This window comes from Amycolatopsis orientalis DSM 40040 = KCTC 9412 (assembly GCF_000478275.1).
Classification (GTDB): domain Bacteria; phylum Actinomycetota; class Actinomycetes; order Mycobacteriales; family Pseudonocardiaceae; genus Amycolatopsis; species Amycolatopsis orientalis.
Window position 1 is genome coordinate 176,906 of record NZ_ASJB01000069.1, and the last position, 16,169, is coordinate 193,074.

Annotated in this window: 17 protein-coding genes and 2 riboswitches; of the genes, 4 read left to right on the plus strand and 13 right to left on the minus strand. The window is 69.6% G+C overall.

Annotated features, from left to right (window positions below; translation table 11 throughout):
- Positions 1-2: 2 nt before the first annotated feature.
- Entirely contained in the window at positions 3-944 is a 942-nt protein-coding gene (locus L324_RS25105; RefSeq protein WP_037313454.1) for an MBL fold metallo-hydrolase, read from the plus strand.
- Here the strand turns inward: L324_RS25105 and L324_RS43120 are convergent.
- The gene (locus L324_RS43120) at positions 891-1,067 is read right to left on the minus strand and encodes a hypothetical protein (RefSeq protein ID WP_162835876.1); all 177 of its coding nucleotides are present in this window, start codon (positions 1,065-1,067) and stop codon (positions 891-893) included. The two genes, L324_RS25105 and L324_RS43120, sit on opposite strands and share 54 nt — an antisense overlap.
- A 244-nt stretch (positions 1,068-1,311) precedes the next feature.
- On the opposite strand from L324_RS43120, the gene L324_RS25110 reads away from it, so the two are divergent.
- Positions 1,312-2,964, plus strand: a complete 1,653-nt coding sequence (locus L324_RS25110; protein ID WP_037313457.1) for a glutamate--tRNA ligase — start codon at positions 1,312-1,314, stop codon at positions 2,962-2,964.
- Positions 2,965-3,082: 118 nt separating this feature from the next.
- On the opposite strand, the gene L324_RS25115 is transcribed toward L324_RS25110, so the two are convergent.
- Both L324_RS25115 and L324_RS25120 read right to left on the minus strand, forming a co-directional pair.
- Positions 3,083-3,796, minus strand: coding sequence for a hypothetical protein (locus L324_RS25115; protein ID WP_037313461.1), 714 nt, complete (start codon positions 3,794-3,796; stop codon positions 3,083-3,085).
- A 15-nt stretch (positions 3,797-3,811) separates the two neighbouring features.
- Positions 3,812-4,114 carry a hypothetical protein gene (locus tag L324_RS25120; RefSeq protein WP_235783642.1) on the minus strand — a complete coding sequence of 101 codons (303 nt, stop codon included), beginning with the start codon at positions 4,112-4,114 and terminating at the stop codon, positions 3,812-3,814.
- Positions 4,115-4,294: 180 nt separating this feature from the next.
- Between L324_RS25120 and L324_RS25125 the strand changes: the two genes are divergently transcribed.
- The gene (locus L324_RS25125; RefSeq protein WP_037313463.1) at positions 4,295-4,519 is read left to right on the plus strand and encodes a hypothetical protein; all 225 of its coding nucleotides are present in this window, start codon (positions 4,295-4,297) and stop codon (positions 4,517-4,519) included.
- Positions 4,520-4,549: 30 nt separating this feature from the next.
- Here L324_RS25125 and L324_RS25130 read toward each other — a convergent pair whose 3' ends face one another.
- The 10 genes from L324_RS25130 to L324_RS25175 all read right to left on the minus strand — a co-directional run bounded on the left by L324_RS25130 (position 4,550) and on the right by L324_RS25175 (position 14,589).
- Positions 4,550-4,783, minus strand: a complete 234-nt coding sequence (locus tag L324_RS25130; protein WP_037313466.1) for a hypothetical protein — start codon at positions 4,781-4,783, stop codon at positions 4,550-4,552.
- Positions 4,784-5,123: 340 nt separating this feature from the next.
- Positions 5,124-5,420 carry a hypothetical protein gene (locus L324_RS25135; protein ID WP_037313469.1) on the minus strand — a complete coding sequence of 99 codons (297 nt, stop codon included), beginning with the start codon at positions 5,418-5,420 and terminating at the stop codon, positions 5,124-5,126.
- 112 nt (positions 5,421-5,532) lie between these two features.
- Positions 5,533-6,165, minus strand: a complete 633-nt coding sequence (locus tag L324_RS25140; RefSeq protein ID WP_051174086.1) for a hypothetical protein — start codon at positions 6,163-6,165, stop codon at positions 5,533-5,535.
- 90 nt (positions 6,166-6,255) lie between these two features.
- Positions 6,256-6,891: a TetR/AcrR family transcriptional regulator gene (locus tag L324_RS25145; RefSeq protein ID WP_037313476.1), complete on the minus strand. Its 636-nt coding sequence runs from the start codon at positions 6,889-6,891 to the stop codon at positions 6,256-6,258.
- 173 nt (positions 6,892-7,064) lie between these two features.
- On the minus strand, positions 7,065-7,883 hold the full coding sequence (locus L324_RS25150; protein ID WP_037313479.1) for an ECF transporter S component family protein: 819 nt from the start codon (positions 7,881-7,883) through the stop codon (positions 7,065-7,067).
- Complete coding sequence (locus L324_RS25155; protein WP_037313482.1) at positions 7,880-9,475, minus strand: ABC transporter ATP-binding protein; 1,596 nt, start codon at positions 9,473-9,475, stop codon at positions 7,880-7,882. Before L324_RS25155 ends, L324_RS25150 begins: the two co-directional genes overlap by 4 nt.
- Positions 9,472-10,581 carry an energy-coupling factor transporter transmembrane component T gene (locus tag L324_RS25160; protein WP_037313486.1) on the minus strand — a complete coding sequence of 370 codons (1,110 nt, stop codon included), beginning with the start codon at positions 10,579-10,581 and terminating at the stop codon, positions 9,472-9,474. The genes L324_RS25155 and L324_RS25160 overlap by 4 nt, the downstream gene beginning before the upstream one ends.
- Entirely contained in the window at positions 10,581-11,522 is a 942-nt protein-coding gene (locus tag L324_RS25165) for a hypothetical protein (protein ID WP_037313489.1), read from the minus strand. Before L324_RS25165 ends, L324_RS25160 begins: the two co-directional genes overlap by 1 nt.
- Positions 11,519-12,103: a hypothetical protein gene (locus L324_RS25170; protein WP_037313492.1), complete on the minus strand. Its 585-nt coding sequence runs from the start codon at positions 12,101-12,103 to the stop codon at positions 11,519-11,521. The genes L324_RS25165 and L324_RS25170 overlap by 4 nt, the downstream gene beginning before the upstream one ends.
- Entirely contained in the window at positions 12,100-14,589 is a 2,490-nt protein-coding gene (locus L324_RS25175) for a hypothetical protein (protein WP_037313495.1), read from the minus strand. Before L324_RS25175 ends, L324_RS25170 begins: the two co-directional genes overlap by 4 nt.
- An 83-nt stretch (positions 14,590-14,672) precedes the next feature.
- A riboswitch (cobalamin riboswitch) is annotated at positions 14,673-14,788 on the minus strand.
- 109 nt (positions 14,789-14,897) lie between these two features.
- A riboswitch (cobalamin riboswitch) is annotated at positions 14,898-15,024 on the plus strand.
- Positions 15,025-15,059: 35 nt separating this feature from the next.
- Between L324_RS25175 and L324_RS25180 the strand changes: the two genes are divergently transcribed.
- Complete coding sequence (locus L324_RS25180) at positions 15,060-16,073, plus strand: prenyltransferase/squalene oxidase repeat-containing protein (protein ID WP_051174087.1); 1,014 nt, start codon at positions 15,060-15,062, stop codon at positions 16,071-16,073.
- Positions 16,074-16,169 lie beyond the last annotated feature (96 nt).

Below are 16,169 nucleotides of genomic sequence, written 5' to 3' on the forward strand. Positions count from 1 at the left end.
TCATGCCCTTCGAACCACTCACCCACGAGCCCGCCGTCGAACCCGGCCAGGCCGTCGAAATCGCCCGCGACGTCGTGGTGATCCCGAACCACGGTGTCGAACTCGTCCCCAATATCGGCGTCATCGGGGGTGGGCACTCGGTGCTGGTCGTCGACACCGGGCTCGGTCCACGCAACGCCGAGAAGGTGCTCGCCTTCGCCGCCGAGCAGGCCCGTGGCCGCCGTCTGTACCTGACCACGACGCATTTCCACCCCGAGCACGCGTTCGGCGCGCAGGTCTTCGCGGATCAGGCCACTTACCTCGTCAACAGCGCGCAAGCGGCGGATCTGGTCCACAAAGGACCGGGCTATCTCGAAATGTTCCGCGGCCTCGGCGCCCCGGTCGCACGGAATCTGGAGGACGTCGTGCTGATCGCCCCTGACGTGGTCTTCGACGACGGGTACGAACTCGATCTCGGCGGACGGGTCGTGCGGCTCGGCGCCACCGGCCGCGCTCACAGCCCCGGCGATCAGGTGGTGACCGTCCCCGACGCCGGTGTGCTGTTCACCGGGGATCTGGTCGAGGCGGGCCAGTTCGCGATCTTCCCGTGGTTCCCGCCGTACGACACCGACGTCTCGGGATCGCGGTGGATCGAGGTGCTGCGACGGCTGGACGCCGCCCGGCCGGACCTCGTTGTCCCTGGCCATGGCGACGTCTCCGGGCGCCGGATCCTGACCGACGTCCGCGAGTACCTCGAACTGCTGCGCGACGAGACCTGGCGCCGCCGCGACTCGGCTCTCCCCGAAGAGACGATCGCCGCGGAACTCGAAGCGCTGATGATCGAACGCCACCCCGAATGGGAAGGCCGCGACTGGATCGCGAAGGGCGTCGGCTGCTTCTGCGCGGACCACTCAGGCCATCAGGCAGCAGGCGCCGGTGAAACAGCCGAAAGCGCCTCCGCTTGACGTGTTCTTCCAGTTGTCGAAGTGATCGATCACGACCTCGACTTCGGCCTGGCCCGCCGCGGAGACGTCGATCCCGGAGTCGGCGAAGAAGTGGCGGATATCGTCGGAAACGGCGGTCTTCATTGGAAAACTCCCTCTGAACCTGCGGTGTTCGGTACTGAAATCGTGCAGGTTCGGACCCCATCGCCGACAGTGCGAAGCACCATGGGCGACGTGTGGCTTTCGACTGCTCCACTTGCTTCAAGCGGGTCGTTCAAGTGGAGCACTCGTCAGCGGGACCACCCTCGCCGGCTCACCGGACCGGACGGTTAGGCTCCTCGGTGGCGAAAACCGCCATGCACCACGACGCCGGGAGATCTGAACCGCCATGCTGGACCGAGCAGTCATCGACGCCCTCTTCCCCGCCGACCTGCCCGAACCCGAGCACTGGGAACAGCGGTACCCGGCCCGCGACCTCCCCGAGGGCGCGCTGATCACCCGCTTCGGCCCTTCGCCGACCGGATTCGTCCACATCGGCGGCATCTACGTCGCCACCATCGACCAGGACGTCGCCCGCCGCAGCGGCGGCCGGTACCTCGTCCGGGTCGAGGACACCGACCGGTCCCGCGAGGTCGAGGGCGCCATCGACCAGTTCGAGCGCGGCTTCTCCTACTTCGGCCTCGCCGCCGACGAGGACATCCACCGCGGCGGCGACTACGGCCCCTACCAGCAGTCCGAGCGCGAGCAGATCTACCTGACCTACGTCCGGCACCTGCTCCGCCTCGGCCGCGCGTATCTCGACTTCGCCACCAAGGAAGAGCTGGCGGCGATCACCGCGCGGCAGCAGGCGACGAAGCTGCCGACCGGCTACTACGGCTCGTGGGCCATCTGGCGGGACGCCGACCCCGCCGACGTCCAGGCCAAACTCGACGCCGGCGACCCGTACGTCGTGCGGTTCCGCGCCCCGGACGACACCGGCGCCCGTGCCCGGTTCACTGACGCCATCCGCGGTCCGCTCGAAGCCGAGGCCAACCGCAACGACGTCGTCATCCTGAAGAGCTCCGACCAGAGCCCCCGGCTGCCGACCTACCACTTCGCACACGCCGTGGACGACCACCTCATGCGCGTCAACCTGGTCATCCGCGGCGACGAGTGGATCTCGTCGGTGCCGGTGCACCAGCAGCTGTTCGACGCGCTCGCCTTCGAGCCGATCACCTACGCGCACATCGCGCCGCTGATGAAGCAGGAGGGCGGCAGCAAGCGCAAGCTGTCCAAGCGCAAGGACCCCGAAGCGAGCGTCGACTTCTACATCGAGTCCGGCTACCCCGCCAAGGCCGTCCTGTACTACCTGCGCGGCCTCGCCAACGGCCGTCTCGCCGAAATGCCGCTCGACCAGGCGCTGGCCGAGCCGATCAACCTCGACGAATGCGGCGTCGCCGGACCGCTGGTCGACCTGGTCAAACTCGACGACATCTCGGCCGACCACATCGCCACACTCTCCGGCGCCGAAATCCTCGATGAGGTCCGCGTCTGGGCGGAGCGGTTCGACCCCGAGCTGCGGACCGTGCTCGACGCCGAGCCCGAGCTCGCGCTGCGGGCGCTCGCCGTCGAGCGCGACGGCGCCGAGAACCCGCGCAAGGACCTGAAGAAGTGGAGCGAGTTCCGCGCCGTCTACGGCTTCTTCTTCCCGCAGCTGCACGCCGCCGTCACCGGCCCCGACGACGAGCGGATCGCCGCGCTGGGCGTCGACCGCGAGGTCGTCCAGGCCGTCGCGCGCGACTTCGTCGGGAACTACCAGCAGCTCGACGACGGCCAGGAGTGGTTCCAGCAGATCCGCGAGGTGGCGGCGAAGCACGGCTTCGCGAAGAACGCCAAGGAGTTCAAGAAGAACCCCGAAGGCTTCCCCGGCTCCATTCGCGAGGCTTCGCAGATCATCCGGATCGCGATCACCGGTTCGACCCGGAGTCCGGATCTGCACTCGATCACACAGGCGCTGGGCCGTGAGGAGACGCTGGGCCGGTTCTCCGGTCTCGTCGGCTAGGTGGGTCGTGAGTGGTAAGTGCCGTTAGAACGACACTTACCACTCACGACCACCTCGGCCCACGCAGCCGGTACAGGACCTCGTGAGTGGTAATGAGGGTTAGAACCGTCATTACCACTCACGAGCCGAGTGTGAACTGGTCGTAGAAGGCCGACTTGATCGCGACGACGGCCTGCTCGGTGTCGCGGAACCGCTGCCGGGCCTCGTGCGAGTCGATCAGCTGCACGAGCCGCAGCCCCAGCTGATCGGAATGCGTGAGCGAAAGCGGCGAGACGGCCGCGAGCGGGCGGGACTTCGCGTCGTGCACGTGGTGCGGGTAGTAGAAGACGGACTTGTCGCCGAGCATCGGGCCGATCCGGCGCCACAGCTCGCCGTACTCGACCGAAACCAGGACCTCGCCCCAGAATCGCAGGATCGTCAGTAGCTCCACGTCCGCGTGCTTCGACTCCCCCGCGGTCGCGATCAGCTCCATGGTGGTGTCGATACAGGCCGACGTGGCGAGGGTCTTCCGGGACCGCACCAGCGCCTCGCGGGGGACGCCGAGGGCGAGGATGTCGGCCTTCATGTCCTCGTGGTGCGAGGGCGTACTGCCCGGTGACGTGTTCCCCGGGTACTCCTCGCGGATGATCATGCGGGCGATCCGGATGGACTGCTCGTCGGTGAGCAGGTCGATCGCCAGGTCGTAGGCCATGGTGGAGGCCAGCGACAGGAAGCGCCGCTGCAACAGAACGGTTTGCAGGTCCTCCAGCGGCAGGTCCGCGACACCCCGCAGCACCGGATGGTTCCGGAATCGCTCGATCAAGCCGTCTTCGAACTCGTCCAGTTCTCGCATCACTGCACCCCTCGCTCAGAAACTCGCCAGCCGGCCGTGCAGCTCCAGGTTCGGGATCCAGGTGTTCAGGATCGTCACCTGTTTGGCCTTCGCCACCCGCGCGGCGAACGCGTCGCCCGGAAACCGTTTGTGCACCTCGACCACACCGCTGACCATGATCAGGGTCGAGGTGGTGACACCCTTCGGCGCGACCTTGTCCAGCCAGCCGAGCTGTTCCGCGATACCGACCGCGAAGCCGACCACCGCGAAACCGCCGAGACCGAGCAATTCACGCCGCCATGTTCCCACGATCGGGGAATTCGCTGTGATCGGGGTCACCGGCTCGGCGTGCCGTCGACCACCCCACGAAATTCACGAAAAAGCTCGAATTCCAGGCGGGAATCCGCAGCTCGCCAGGGGTGTCGAGCACCCTTGCCCGGCACTCGGTGGCGACGAGGTGAAACGCGCGAGCGCCGAGAAACGACTTACCCCGTACGCAAGTACGGAAAGTTGTGGTCCATGAGCGCTGATCGCGTTGTCCAGCTGCGCTGGGAGTCCCGGCAGGTGGCCACCGACGTCGGTACGGCGCTGTCCTACGCCGGGATCTCCGTGATCCGCCGACGGCACGGCGAGATCGTCGACCGGGTTTGGGTGCCGGTCGGGGAAGAACCGACCTTCGCCGACGACGAAGCCCTGATCGCGGCACTGCACGACGCCTGGCGCTGGAGCAGGCCCGCGGCGTAGACCGTCCACTTCGGACGGTCTACGGAACGCTCACTCGTCACCCGACCTGTACCGCCGCTGGAGTTCTTCCTCCTGCTCGCGCGGCGACTTGGCGACCCAGCGGCCGTGGACCAGGTCGTTCTCCGTGTAGTCCGCGCGCCGCGAGACCCAGCTCGGCAGCATGAGCTTGCGAGTACCGCCTCGCCCCCGATCCCGCAGATCGGTGACCACGGCGATGCCGATCACCAGGACGAGTACCCCGAGCGCTATCCAGATCCCGACCATATCCGCTCCCCCACAGGATGAATCAGTTCCCCGAGAATAGCGTCGAACCGCGCGCAGACGGCGGCCTTTTCCGCGGCACCCGGCACGAGGCCTCGCGGACGGCCCAGGCCCAGGCCTTTGCGCTCCGGCGCAAAAGTGTCGTCCCCTCCGGCCCCTTCCGGCAGGCTTTGCCGGGTCACGAGGGGGAGAACATGAGGATTCAGCCGAGGAGCGCGGCGCCGAGCGGGGTCAAGCTGTGCAGGACCATCGCGCCGTCACGTGTACTGGCGATCAAGCCGTTGTCGCGTATGACGATCCCCGGTGTCCGCGACCTCTCGCGGGCACCGGGGATCGGGGGCGGTCAGCCCCGGGCGTTCGGGTCGAACACGCCGCCGGCCAGCCCGGTGGCGGCGTCGCCGAGCGCACCGGTGGAGTCGACGACGCCCTGACCGGCCGCGGTGGCCGAGTCGACGGCGTCCTGTCCCGCGGCGGTGGCGTTCTCGGCGAGGCCCTGACCGGTCTCGGTCAGTCCCTCGGCGGACTGGGTGACCTGGTCGGCGGCACCGGAAAGGTCGACGCCGGTCAGCTCGCTGACCTTGTCCCCCGCGCCGCCCAGCAGTTCGGCGGCCTTCTCCTTCAGCGAGTCGAACAGGCTCATCAGGGGTACTCCTCGGATCGGTCGAGCACGGGGCGGCTGAAAGTCCACCGTACAGGACAAATCGGGCACCGTGCGTGACGACCCGCCTCAAGTCCCCTCGACGCGGACGCGTTCAGAGGCAGGGCGGCCGGTAGCGATCGATGGCGAGACCGCGGAAATCGAGCCTGTTCGGGGTTTTGCCGACGAAGACCAGGCCGCGCGCCTCGGTCAGCGCCGACGCGAACGAGTACGACGGTTCACCCAGTTCGGGCAGGGTGGTCCACGCGCTGGGCGCGAAGCTGAAGAACCTCTTCGTGAGCTTCCCGCCGGTCGACGGCACCTTCGTGAGCCACTTGTCGCCACCGCTCCAGTGCGAGGCCGGGCGCAGCTGAACGTAGAGGTCGTCCGTCGCGCTGTAGGTCATCCAGAAACCGGCGGACTTCGAAAGATCGGCCTGCGCCTCGAAGCGATTTCCCAGCCAGACGACGATCACATGCCACTCGGCGTTGAGGAAGTCCACCTTGGCCGCGTATCCGCCGCGTTCACGGACGAGCAGGCTGCCGGTCGCCGGAACCGTCGTCCCCTCACCGGACGCGAGCCACTGCTGCAATCGGTCGATCGACGGGGTCGCGCATTCGCAGCCATGCCGCGAGGGCCGGCCGCCGGACGCGTTCGCCGTCGCCCCGGCACCGACGAGCGAGATCAGGAACACCGATACGGCCACCGCGAGCGTCCTACCGAAAGGAACCCTGGATCCTCCGCGCATTCCGGGAAGTTAGCACGGAAACCGCCGCACAACGGGAAAGCCGGCCGGAGTGCCCCACTGAGCGGGAACAGTCCATTGTGGAGAGTGACCTCAGTCCGCGAGCATGTCGTCCAGTTCGGCGGCGAACAGCAGGGCGGGATCGAACCCCATTCCGGCGAAATGCCCGGCGAGTTCGAGCGACAGGACGCCGTGGATCCGCGTCCAGAACGTGATGGCGCGCCGGAGTACCGCCGACGGTGCCGGATGATCGCCTGCCCACTCGCGATGCTCTACGAGATGAACATCGAAGGGCGTCGGCCCGCCGCGTCCGGCGTGCGCCTCATGGACGTCGAGCAGCACCTTCATGATCTCGTTCGAGATCCCCGTCGTGTCACCGGGTGCGTGATAGCCGGGGATCGGCGTGCCGTACACGAGCAGGTAGCGCTGAGGATCGGCCAGCGCCCATTCCCTTATGGCGTAAGCGACTTCGGCCATGCCGCCGTCCGCCGCCAGGACGGCGTCGGCGAGGCTGCGGTAGGCGTCGCGGACTAGGTCCGTGATCAGGTCATCGCGACTGGCGAAGTACCGGTAGAGCGCGGGACCACTCATTCCCACATGTTTGGCGATGGCGTTGAGGGACAGCGCGGAGACGCCCGTCGTGGCCAACTGTTCCCACGCGTACCGCTTGATCTCCGCGCGCACCTGAGCCCGGTACCGCTCTCGCGAGGTCGTCCCGTCCGTGTCCATCGGCCACTCCTTCCCGGTCTCGGCGCCCTGTTCAGTTAGAGGCTATCACTTTTCCTATTGGCACTCACTCGTTCTGAGCGACACCGTGACGCCCGCCCAGGCCGCCACCACCGGATCCCCTGCTGACCACATCCCTCGTGAGTGGTAATGACGGTTAGAACCGTCATTACCACTCACGAGCTGGGCAGGAACTCCCGGCCGAAGGACGCTTTCCGCGACGCCCGTCGCAGCGTGGCGAGCACGGCGGGTCCCAGCACCAGGATCGCCACCGTGTTGGTGATCGCGCGTCCGGTGTCCCAGCCCGCCGTCGAGGTCAGCAGGGTGAACACGGCGAACCGGTGCAGGTTCTCCAGCACCGGTGCACCGGGCACGTAGGAGATGTGGCCATCGTGGTACGGCACTTCGGCGTCGGTGATGAACGGCCAGAACCACAGGTTCATCAGGAATCCGAACACGTACGCGACGAAGATCCCGTAGCCGACCAGCATCGCGATCTCGGCCTTGCCGGTGACGCGGCGCGGCAGCAGCCCCGCGCCCATCCCGATCCACGCCGAGCACATCATCTGGAACGGCAGCCACGGCCCGACTCCCGCGGTCAGCAACGCGGAAGCGAACAGCGAGGTACAGCCCAGCACGAACCCGAATCCCGGCCCGAGCACCCGCCCGGCCAGCACCAGGATGAAGAACACGGTCTCGATCCCCGCCGTCCCCGCACCCAGCGGACGCAACGCCGCGTTCACCGCCGAGAGGACGCCCAGCATCGCGAGGGCCTTGGAATCCATGCCCCCTTCGGACATCTCGGCCAGCACGATGACGATCAGGGCGGGGAGGAGGCCGATGAACACGAACGGCGCGTCCGGGCCGTGCTGCATCGACTGCGGTTCGACGCGGACCAGTAGCGGCCACAGGAACATCATCAGCCCGGCGAGCGACGCGAGCGCGAGCACCAGCGCCGAGCGCGGGCCCAGCCGGACCGCGGGCGCGGTGGTCACCGGACCTCCTGCGGAAGCGCCGAGCGGACGTCGTCGACGGTGAGCCACGGTTCCCCGAGGATCTTGGCGACCTGCGTCGCGAACGCCGGCGAGCCGCCCAGCACCCGGTCGGTCGGGCCGTCGGAGACGATCTCCCCTTCCGCCATCACCACCACGCGCTGCGCGACCGTCGCGACGAACTCGACGTCGTGCGTGGCGACCACGACCGCTTTGCCTTCGGCCGTCAGTGCCGCGATCATCTGCGCCAGCGCGGCCTTCGCCGTATAGTCGAGGCCCCTGGTGGGTTCGTCCAGCAGCATGACCCGGGGCGCGGCCGACAACTGCACCGCGAGCACGAGCGCGAGCCTTTGTCCCTCCGAAAGGTCACGAGGATGCGACTCGGGATCGATGCCCGGGGCGAGCCTGTCGAGCAATGCGCGGCAGAATCCCGTTTCCGCGCCCGACTCCGCGTCGGCGGCTTCGCATTCGGCAGCCACGGTCTGGAGATACAGCAGATCGCTCGCGGTCTGCGGCACCATGCCGACGAGCGCGCGGGCCGCGGCGCTGCTCAGCGTCTTCGGGTCCTTGCCCTCGACGGTGACCTTGCCACCCTGCCGGGGTCCGGAGCCCTGCACCGCCCACAGCAGCGACGACTTGCCCGAGCCGTTGCGGCCCATCATCGCGAGTACTTCGCCCGCGCGCAGGGAGAGGTCGGCCTCCCGCACCGCGACCTTCGGCCCGTACCGCACCACGATCCCGGACGCGGTGAGCACCTCCTCGCCCTCGCTCGTGCTCCGGACCGGCGGGGCGCCCAGTGCCAGCGAGGAAGCGCGCCGCCGGGCGTCGCGCACGGTCATCGGCAGCGGGTCCCATGAGGCCAGCCGTCCTAATTGGACGATCGGCGGCGCGATGGGCATGTCCTTGAGCACCTCGGGCGGCGGGCCGTCCACCACTCCCCCGGTACCCGGAACATAGATCATCCGGTCCGCGAACGGGATCACGCGTTCCATCCGGTGTTCGGCCATCAGCACCGTCGTGCCGAGGTCCTCCACCAGCCTGGCCAGCGTCGCCAGCACCTCCTCAGCGGCGGTCGGATCCAGCGCGGACGTCGGTTCGTCCAGCACGAGCACCTTCGGATGCGTGGTGAGCACCGACCCGATCGCCACCCGCTGCTGCTGTCCGCCGGACAACGTCCGCAACGCGCGCCTGCGCAGTTCGGCGATGCCGAGGAGATCCAGGGTCTCCTCGACGCGGCGGCGCATCACCTGCGGCTCGAGGCCGAGCTGTTCCATGCCGTACGCCAGTTCGTCCTCGACGGTGTCGGTGACGAAACCCGCGAGCGGGTCCTGCCCGACGACGCCGACCAGATGCGCGAACTCGCGCGGTGGCCGCGACCGCGTGGTGACCCCGTCGACGGAGACCGTGCCTTCCAGATGGCCGCCGGTGAAATGCGGGACGAGGCCGTTGATCGTGCCGAGCAGCGTCGACTTCCCCGCCCCCGTCTGGCCCGCGAACAGCACGAGTTCGCCCTCGCCGATGGACAGCGTCACGTCGGCCAGCACCGGCTCGGAGCGGTCGCGGTAGGTGAAGGTGACGTGGTTCAGTTCGATCATGCGTGCACTTCTTCTTCGAGCGCGGCGTACGGGGGTTCGGGGACCGGGGTCAGGAAGGCGGGCAGCACGCCGACCAGCACGCCGAGCAACGGCAGCCACGACAGCGACGGCCAGGACAGGGCGATCAGTGACGGGTTGAGGTCCATCGGATTCACGCTGGAGGTCATGAACAGCACGCCCGCGACGCCGATCCCGCTCGCGGCGACGACGAGTTCCGCCGGCTGCCAGCGATCGGGGCGGTAGCGAGTGCGCCGGACGCGTTTGCCCGCGGACCAGAATCCGGCGAGTCCGACCACCACCCCGGCGGAAAGCACCGGTGCGGCGAGATATCTGGGCGTCGAACCGTCCAAAGTGGCGTAAACGCCGACACAGACGCCGAGCAGCCCGGCGATCATCAGCGTGCCGGTGAGCAGCCGGGCGCGCGCCTCGATCCGGCCCGCGCGGCCGTAACCGCGGGAGTCCATCGACGCGGCGAGCTGCAGCGAGCGGGACAAGGCGTCCTCCAGTACCGGGATGAGGATGGCGTGCAGTGCCTTCGCCTTCTTGCCCGAACCGCCCCGGAGCTTCCGGGCCCGCTGGACCCGCAGCACGCTCTCGGCGAGCTGCGGGAACACCGACAGCGCGACGATCACCGCCGTGCCCACCTCGTACAACGCGGGTGGCATCGCCTTGAGCAGCCGTTTCGGATTCGCCAGCGCGTTGGCCGCGCCGAGACAGATCACCATCGTCGCCAGCCGCATCCCGTCGTAAAGCCCGCCCAGCAACGATTCCGCGGAAACGTCACCGAAGAGCCGGATGCCCGCCGCCCAGGCGGGCAGCGGGATTTCGGGCAGCCGCAGGATGATCGTGGCCCCCTCGGAACCGCCGAAGACGAGCCGGAAGAACACCCGCACCGCCACGATGACCGCGCCGAGGTAGAGGTAGAGCCGGAACGCCAGCGCCCACGGGGCCTCGGAGCGCCGGGCCACCACGACATAGCCCGCGACGGCCACGATCGTCAGCAGCAGCCACGGATTCGTCGTCCGGGCCGCCGCGACGGCCAGCCCCAGCGCCCACACCCACCAGGCGGCCGGATGCAGGTCGCGCGGCAGGAAGTACGACGTCATCAGGCTCCCTGCGCGCGTTTACGCCTGCGCGCCACCAGGAATCCGGCCACGCACAGCGCCAGGACGGCGCCGCCCGCCGCCCACGGTGCCCAGTCGCTCGCCCCGGACTCGCGTTCGATCAGCGCGTTGACGTCCTCAGCGTTCTCCCCGCCGGTGAACGCGACGTTGCTCGACGGATCCTTCGCCTTCGGCCGCGCCGACGCGCTCGGACGGGGCTTCGGCGGCGGCAACGCGCCCGGACTCTGCCCCGCGACCGGAGGTGCTCCCGCACCGGGCTCTCCGCCCGCGGGCGCCTGCTCGCCTTCTCCGGGTTGCTGCCCGTTTCCGGCCTGGGGCTGGGGTCGCTGCCGTTCGCCGGGATCGCCGGTGACCGGCTTCGCCTCCTCACGGGGAACGCAAGGCTGGCCTTCGGTACCCGGCCGCACCGCGGAGACGCGGGGAACCGGGTTGGTCTCCGTGGTGGCGTTCAGCGAGAACGACCAGCCTTCGAACCCGCCGGGAATGAAGTCCCGGTTCTTCACGCCCCACTGGCTGTAGTCCCAGGCGCAGTTGTTCGAGGCATGCCAGTAGGACCAGTACCCACCGGCCGGTGGGGTGTCGACGCACTGCTCACGGTAGTTTTCGCGACCGGCGACCGGAAGCTGCTCGGTCGCGGACGGCCGGTTCTCGATCCGGCAGACGAACCCCTCGCCCCAGCGCTGCACCCCGGCGATCTGGAAACCCGCGCCCTTGAGCGCGTCCAGTCCGGTGCCGCGCGACGACTGGGGGTCGCAGCGCACGATGGTCGTGCCGCCGAGTTGCTGGAAGTCGACGACCACGGTGACGCCGGTGGCGTCCTTGCAGAAACCGGGGTGGCCCTTGCCCTGATCGATCGCGTACGCGGACGGCGAAGTGGCGGCGATCAGGACGATCGCCGCCACCAGGCCGAAGAGCCTCCTCATTGGACGGTGCGGGCCGGGTTCGACGGTGTGACCCCGGGCGGCGGGTTGGTCGAGGCGGACTTGTTCAGCGAGAACGACCAGCCTTCGAAGCCACCGGGGACGACGTTGCGGTTGAGGGCACCCTGGGTGCTGTACGTCCAGGCGGAACCGGATCCGTCGGCGTACCAGTAACCCCAGTACGCGTTCGCGGGCGGGGTGTTGACGCACGCTTCCTTGTAGTTCGGGTTGCCCGACAGCGGAAGGGTTTCGGTCGCGGACGGGCGGGTCTCCAGGCGGCAGACGAAACCGAGGCCCCATCGCGCGGTCCCGGCGACGGCGATCCCCGCGTCCTGCAAGGCCTTGATGCCCGTACGGGCGGTGCCGGGGGTCGCGTTCGGCGAGCAGCGCGTGATCGTCGGCGCGGCGGTGCCGCCGTTGCCGTCCAGTTCCTGGAAGTCGACGACGACGGTGACGCCGGTGAGGGCGTCGTTCCCCGTGCAGACGCCGTTGTACCCCTTGGCCGGATCGACCGCCTGCGCGGTCGCGGGCACGGCGATCGTCAGTCCGATGAGGACGGACGTGACGGCGAGCAGTTTTCTCATGACGAGACCCCCTTGGTGTTGGTGAACCGGCGAAGCAGGAAAATCAGCGTGATCACCGCGAGCAGCAGCGCTCCGGCGAGTCCGGCCAGGCCCCACGTCAGCCACGACGGCGGGCCGGGGGCCGGTGTCTGCGAGCCGGACATGGCGTGCGCGGCGTCGGCTGTGGCGACCTCGGAAAGCGGTAGCCGGAGCGCGGGCGACAACGGCGATTCCGCCGCGGTGAGCCACGAACGGCCGGCGACGCCCTGCGCGGCCGCCAGGCTCGTCGGGAAGTCGGTGCTCCCGTCGGAGCCCTTGGCGAATCCACCGTCGGCCTGGACGAGTCCGCCCAGCGCACGCGCGGTCCGGCTCGCGTCCAGCCCCGCCACCTGCCGGGCGGCGGCGACGGCGGCGCTGAGCGCGACGTCCGGTACCCCCGCCTCACCGGCCACCATGCCTTCGCCGGTCGGCCGGACGCCGAGCGCGCCCACCGCGGCGGTGAACGCCGACACGCGCCGCTCGGACCAGCCGTCCGGCCGTTTGGTGGCGGGTGCGGCGTCGGTGAACGGCCGTGCGGCGAGGGCCGTGACAGCCGCGGCCGTCGCACCGAGGTCACCGGATCCGCACTCCGGGGTGTCGAGGTGCTTCGGGAAAGTGCCGTCGGCGCACTGGGCACCGAGGAGCAGTTCTACGGCGGCACCGGGATCGGCGGCGGTGGCGAGCAGGGCCCAGGCGTGGCGTTCGACCGTCTCGTCCGCGTCGGCGAAGGAACCGGTGTCGGTGAACCTGCCGTCCGGACCGCGCCGTGCCACCAAATCGGCCCGCAGCTGAACCGCGACATCGGACGCCTTCGCGAACTCGGCGACGAGCACGAGCTTCGCCAGCGGCCCGGCGTAGGACGCCCCGCCCTGTTCGTACGGCGCGCCATGCGCGTAGGCCCGCACGGCCTCCGGCGTGAGCAGGAACCGCGACGCGCGTGCGACCGAGTCCGGTTGCTCGTCCAGCGCCCGCAACGCGAGCACGACCTCCGCGGTGGCGTCGTAGTCGACGTAGGTCTTGCCGTCCTCGATGACCTCGACGTGGTCGCCGCCGACCAGCCGGTTCGCCAGGTACGCGCCCAGCCGGGCCGACGGCGTCGCCGTACCCGTGCCCGCCGGCGGGACCGCCGTCACCGGCGGCGTGCGGAGAACCGTGGTCCCCCTCTGTCCCGTCCTCTTCGGTTTCGCCGCACCGGCCTTCGGGGCGGGCCCGGTGGCGGGCTTGGCCGCGGGCGGCGTGACGGTGACCGTGCTCGTGCCCGGGTTCGGCGGTGGCCCGGCGCGTTTCGCGAGCGCGTAGAAGCCGGTCTGTGCCAGTCCGAGCGAGCCCTGGGCACCGGCGCGGATCCAGGTGTCGAGCCCGCTGATGCCGCCGGTGCGCGCGGCCTGGTAGGCAGCGGGACTGTAGGCGATCGCGCCGACGTCGTCCGCGAGCCTGGTGCCGGAGTCGGCCGCGGCCGTGGCCTGCGCGGACTTGAGGAAGCGCATCCCGCGGTCCACCGCCGCTTCCGCCCCTCCGGCGTCGGCGAGCGCTTGGACGATCAGGCCGGTGCTGTTGGTGTTCGGGGCCTCGGTGCCGACGCCGCCGCCCCAGCCGCCGTCCGCGCTCTGGTGCGCGGTGAGCCAGGAGACGGTTTTGGCGATCGGCGCGTCGAGTCCGGTCGCGCCCGCCTTCCGCGCGGCCAGCAGCGCCGACAGCGAGAGACCGGTGGCGTCGCCGTCCGGCGCGGACTGGTCGGTCGCCTTGCCCTCGTCGCACGTCGCGACCTTGTAGCCGCCCGGGCGGACGTGGTCGCCGGTCTCGGTCGTCTTGACGTCGCTGAAGAAGATGCGGAAGTAGCCCTCGGAACACTGCTGGGTCAGCAGTTTGTCGATCGCGAGCCGCTCGTTCTCGCCCGCCGCCGCGAGCCCGATGACGCCGAGCGCCTGGCCGAACATGTTGGCGTTGTTGCTCACGGAGCCCGCCAGGTCCGGGTTCTTCGAGTAGTCGCTGATCCGGCCCTTGTCCGGGCCCTGGCGCATGATCGCGCCGTGGGTCTCGGCGATCATGTCGTGGCCGTCGAAGTTCCGCGGGTCCCGGCCGGAGACCTGGGCGGCGACCAGCGTTTTCGCCACCGCGCCGCCGACGATGACGGCGTCGTACCCGGCTCCGGGGACCAAGCCGTCCCAGGTGAAGTAGTCGGTGGCGTGTCCCTGGTCGTCGAGGAACTTCATGATCGGTTCGGCGCGCGCGCCTTCGCCCGACGCGTACATCGCGAACAGCACGTCGAGCATCAGGCCATGGTCGGGTAACACGCCGCCGTTGGGATCGTCGAGCGTGCCGTCCGGCTTCAGTTTCGACGCGAGCCACCGGGAATTCGCCTGCGCCGCGTCGCGGTCGCTCGCGGCCGTCGCCGTGCCCGTGAGCAGTGCGGCGACCACCCCGGCGCTGACGGCGAAGGACAAGGCGGCCAGAGATCCGCGGCGCATGTACTCCTCCTTTGCGGCACGACGGAGGACAGGCGCGGAACGCCGCGGTCACCCCTGTTTATCGCGACAGTGGTTCGGACTTCTGGTTCGTTCGTCCGCCCGTTCGGTATCCCGGCTCGCCCTGGTGAAAGGGCCCACGGTTGCGCGACAGCGCCGGATTTCGACCGGCTTCCCCGTCACGGGCGGCGGTGTTGAATTGTCGAGCCAGCCGAGGTTAGCACCCGATCTTCGGCGGCAGGCACCGCTGACCAGGTCGTTGCCAGGATCACAGCGCCACTCGCGTGCGGCGGTACCGCGGCACGCGTCCGGGATGACATTCTTCGGACCGTCCGATTCAGCGCGGTCGTGGGGGAAGTCCGGTGAGAGTCCGGCGCTGTCCCGCAACGGTATGCCTTCCCGGCGAGCCCGGTCACCCACGTCGCGCGGTGTCACCACCGACTCCTGTCGTGGAAATGCGGGAAAGGGTTCTCATGAGACGTTTCGTCCTCGCCGTCGTCATGCTGTGCGGCCTCGGAGTGGTCGCCGCACCGGCTGCGGCCGCGGCCACCACCGACAAAGCGGACGCCGCCGCGGGCTGGCTCGCCAGGCAACTGACCGACGGGGAACGGTTCGAGGCCGACTTCGGCGGCCAGAAGTTCCCTGACCAGGGCCTGACGATCGACGCCGTCTTCGCGTTCGCCGCCGCCGGGGTTTCGGACACGAACGCGGGCAAGGCGATCGCGTGGCTGGCGAAGCCGGAGATCACCACCGGCTACGTCGGCGCCGGCACCGAGGCTTACGCGGGCGCGCACGCCAAGCTGATGCTCGCCGCGCAGATCCGGGGCAAGAACCCGTCGTCGTTCGGCGGTGTCGACCTGAAGGCGGGTCTGCTCTCGCTGCTCACGCCGTCCGGCCGGTTCTCCGACCGGTCCGCGTTCGGCGACTACTCCAACGCCCTTTCGCAGTCACTCGCGCTGCTCGCGCTCGACCGCACCACCGAGGGCGCTCCCGCGTCCGCCGTGACCTTCCTCGCGGGCACGCAATGCGCGGACGGCGGCTTCCCGCTGAACTTCGGGGAAGCGACGTGCACGAGCGACGTCGACGCGACCGCGACGGTCGTCCAGGCGTTGCGCGCCACCGGTGACACGGTGAACGCAGGCGAGGGCACGGCCTGGCTCGTCACCAAGCAGCACGCGAACGGCGGCTTCGGGTTCGGCGCGAACGCGCCCAACGCCAACAGCACCGGCCTCGCCGCCGAAGCGCTGGCGGGTCACCGTCCCGCCGCGGCGGCCAAGGCCCGCGAATTCCTGCGGTCGCTGCAGATCGGCTGCGCCGGCGCGGTGGCAGACCGGGGCGCGATCGCCTACGACGCCACCGGTCTGAACCCGTCGACCGCCCCGCGCGCGACCGCCCAGGCGATCCTCGGCCTGGCCAGGGTTCCGTTGAGCGACCTGCACGGCGGTGGCCGTCCGCAGGCGCCGGTACTCGCCTGCCCCGGCGCTTAGCCGCCGCGGGGCTGCCGCATCCAGAGGACTAAATGCCCCGATCGACCACCGGCTGACCGTATATCCCGGTCCGTGAAGGCCTCCTTCCCTACCTTG